This is a genomic window from Planomonospora algeriensis, from assembly GCF_977012225.1.
The window spans coordinates 1-927 of sequence record NZ_CDRNDK010000947.1; the positions used below are offsets into that span (position 1 = coordinate 1).

General features: G+C 77.8%; 1 protein-coding gene. It reads right to left on the reverse strand.

Annotation, left to right across the window (positions count from 1 at the left end; genetic code table 11):
* On the reverse strand, positions 1 to 927 hold a 927-nt coding region (locus ACWJ6R_RS37090; RefSeq protein WP_449066663.1), incomplete at both ends, for a transcription antitermination factor NusB.

Below are 927 nucleotides of genomic sequence, written 5' to 3' on the forward strand. Positions count from 1 at the left end.
CAGGCGGGCCCGGTGGTGCTGGAGCTCGGCCGCGAGCAGGCGGGCGCCGCCCTCGGCGGCGAGGGCGTCCAGCAGGCCCGCCTTGCCGCCCGGCCCGGCGCACATGTCGAGCCAGCGGGAATCGCCGCCCGCCACCGGGACCCGGGTGAGGGCGAGCGCCACGAGCTGGCTCGCCTCGTCCTGCACGGCGGCGCGCGACTCGGCCACGGCGCGGACCGCACCGGGGTCGCCCTCGGGCAGGTAGGCCGCGTAGGGGGAGAACTCGGCCGGCTCGGCGCCCGAGCCGAGCAGCTCCTCCACCGACGAGCGGCCCGGACGGGCGACCAGGGTGACGCGGGGGCGCTCGTTGTCTGCGGCGAGCAGGGCGGCCGTCTCCTCGGCGTCCCCGCCGACGGCGTCGCGCAACGCGGTGACGATCCACCGGGGGTGGCTGTGCGACACGGCCAGGTGGCCGACCGGGTCGTCGGCCGGGTCGGGGGCCACGATCGGCAGCCACTGCTCCAGGGAGCGGGTGGAGACCTTGCGGAGCACCGCGTTGGCGTACTTGGCGGGGCCCGCGCCGATCCTGAGCCGGACCAGGTCGACGGTCGTGCCGACGGCGGCGTGCGGGGGCACGCGGGTCTTGAGCAGCTGGTGCACGCCCAGCCGGATGGCGTCCAGCAGCGGCGGGTCCAGCTCCTCCGGAGCCCGGTCGCTGCAGGCGGCGATGACCTCGTCGTAGGTGCCCAGCCCGCGCAGGGTGCCGTAGGCCAGCTCGGTCGCCAGCCCCGCGTCGCGCCCCGAAAGGCGGCGCTCACGCAGCAGCGCGGGCATCAGCAGGTTGGCGTAGGCGTCCCGCTCGTCCACGGCGCGCAGCAGGTCGTAGGCGGTGTTGCGGGCCTCGTCGTGGACCGGCCGGGGCGGGCGTCCGCCCCGGCTCCCGCCGCC